At 42.4% G+C, this 1,545-nt stretch carries 1 protein-coding gene; it reads left to right on the top strand.

What is annotated here, in order from left to right; translation table 11 throughout:
• Positions 1-936: 936 nt before the first annotated feature.
• Entirely contained in the window at positions 937-1,065 is a 129-nt protein-coding gene (locus APB76_RS23460) for a hypothetical protein (RefSeq protein WP_269085111.1), read from the top strand.
• Positions 1,066-1,545: the final 480 nt, after the last annotated feature.

Below are 1,545 nucleotides of genomic sequence, written 5' to 3'. Positions count from 1 at the left end.
TAAATAATGTATTTCAAATTAGGCACTTGGGTGAAAACCTCAACCTTAATCGTATTAGCTAACAAACTGCTTAAGACGGACTGCCAACGCTCGGCGAATTCACTTCAAAGTTTGTTCTGTGTTTAAGGTGGCTTGTTTACGTTTTGTGGTATGTTGTCAGCCACTTAGCAGGGCGTTAGTTGGCAATAGTTTCTTGGTTTTAGGTACGGGCTCAGTAGGCGTTGTTTACATCCGTTCTCCGTACTTCGGCAAGCAGAAATTTCTCTGTAATTGAATTGGTTTGGTGGCTAGCTTGCCTTTCTAGTTTTGTGTCTGGTTTGAAGAACGAGCGTATCAGGTTTGCTGGTTTCAGTGACTCTTGCATGCAATGGACTATCGTAGCTTTTAGTTTGCCTTTGCAAAGGGAGCTTTGGGTGTTTAAGTTGTCTAGTCTACTAATTTAGGGCGCTCGCTGACTCTACTGTGGAAAATGGAAACTTCAGTGCGTGCTAGCCAACTAACAATCTGTTCAAGTCGGACTGCCAACACGGGGCACTTTTAGTTCTGGTTTGGTATAGTGTTTACGGTGGTTTAGTTGAGTTACGTGTTAAGTTGGCAGCCACTTAACAGGGCGTTAGCTAGAATTTGAAGAAACTATGGGTTAAGTGCTCATGAAAACTGGGCTCAAGTTTTACAGCTGAAAGTTCTAGGGTACAAAGTATCTCGCCAGTGGCACTGTTCGAAAAGTGGTTGAATCAACCAAAGTCAGTTTACTGAAGTGGTGTGTTTGTTTAGTTCTTTGGTGCGGCTTCTTGGGTATTGAAATGCTGCCGTGGCTAAATCAGTTTTGCGCACTTGGTAGTGGGCTTCTTCGAAAGCATTCTTTACCAAGCCAATTTCATCAATTAGGGCTTGGTTTGTGAGCTGTCCAATTTACATTGTTACTCGAAAGCAATAATGTATTTCAAACTAGGCACTTGGGTGAAAATCTCAACCTTAATCGTAGCAGCTAACAATCTGCTTAAGACGGACTATCAACGCTCGGCGATTTTAGTTCTAGTTTGGTACAGTGTTTACGGTGGTTAGTTTAAGTGTCGTGGTTTGCGTTGCTAGCCACTTAGCAGGGCGTTAATAAGCTACTGTTAACGAATAGCTTTTTTGGTAAATAGTCCTTCATTGGCTGTAACTATCTACGCATAAATTCTCGTTCTCTAGCGCGCTTTGAGCTTTGTAGTTTCTCTGGTGTAAATGCCATTTGAAATCATCGAAAGCGCTAATATGCCAACAACCATCTCCGCTCTCAAAGGTTCATCGTTGTGCCAATTAACTGTCCGTCACTTCAGTGGGTGGCCCGTTCTTTGTCACATCTGTTTAGCTACTCGTTGACCTAGACTTTCTGGAAATGTCAGTGGGTCAGTAGCCAATATAAATCTGGTAGGTTTGTAGTGTTGGATTCAGTGGTTTATTTGAGCCTAAAGCGCGCGAAAAGTACTTTATTAACAAAGTGTTCAAGCTGGATTCTCAACGCTCGGCGGTTTTGGTTGCAAATTTTAGTGCAGTGATTAA

It is taken from the genome of Vibrio bivalvicida (assembly GCF_001399455.2).
Classification (GTDB): domain Bacteria; phylum Pseudomonadota; class Gammaproteobacteria; order Enterobacterales; family Vibrionaceae; genus Vibrio; species Vibrio bivalvicida.
The sequence above is the reverse complement of the archived record's forward strand: the minus strand, read 5'-3'. Positions and strand labels throughout refer to the sequence as shown.

What these genes read in the sequence shown, in the direction of transcription:
- APB76_RS23460 (WP_269085111.1), top strand. Translation starts at nt 937, where the DNA reads ATGTATTTCAAACTAGGCACTTGGGTGAAAATCTCAACCTTAATCGTA.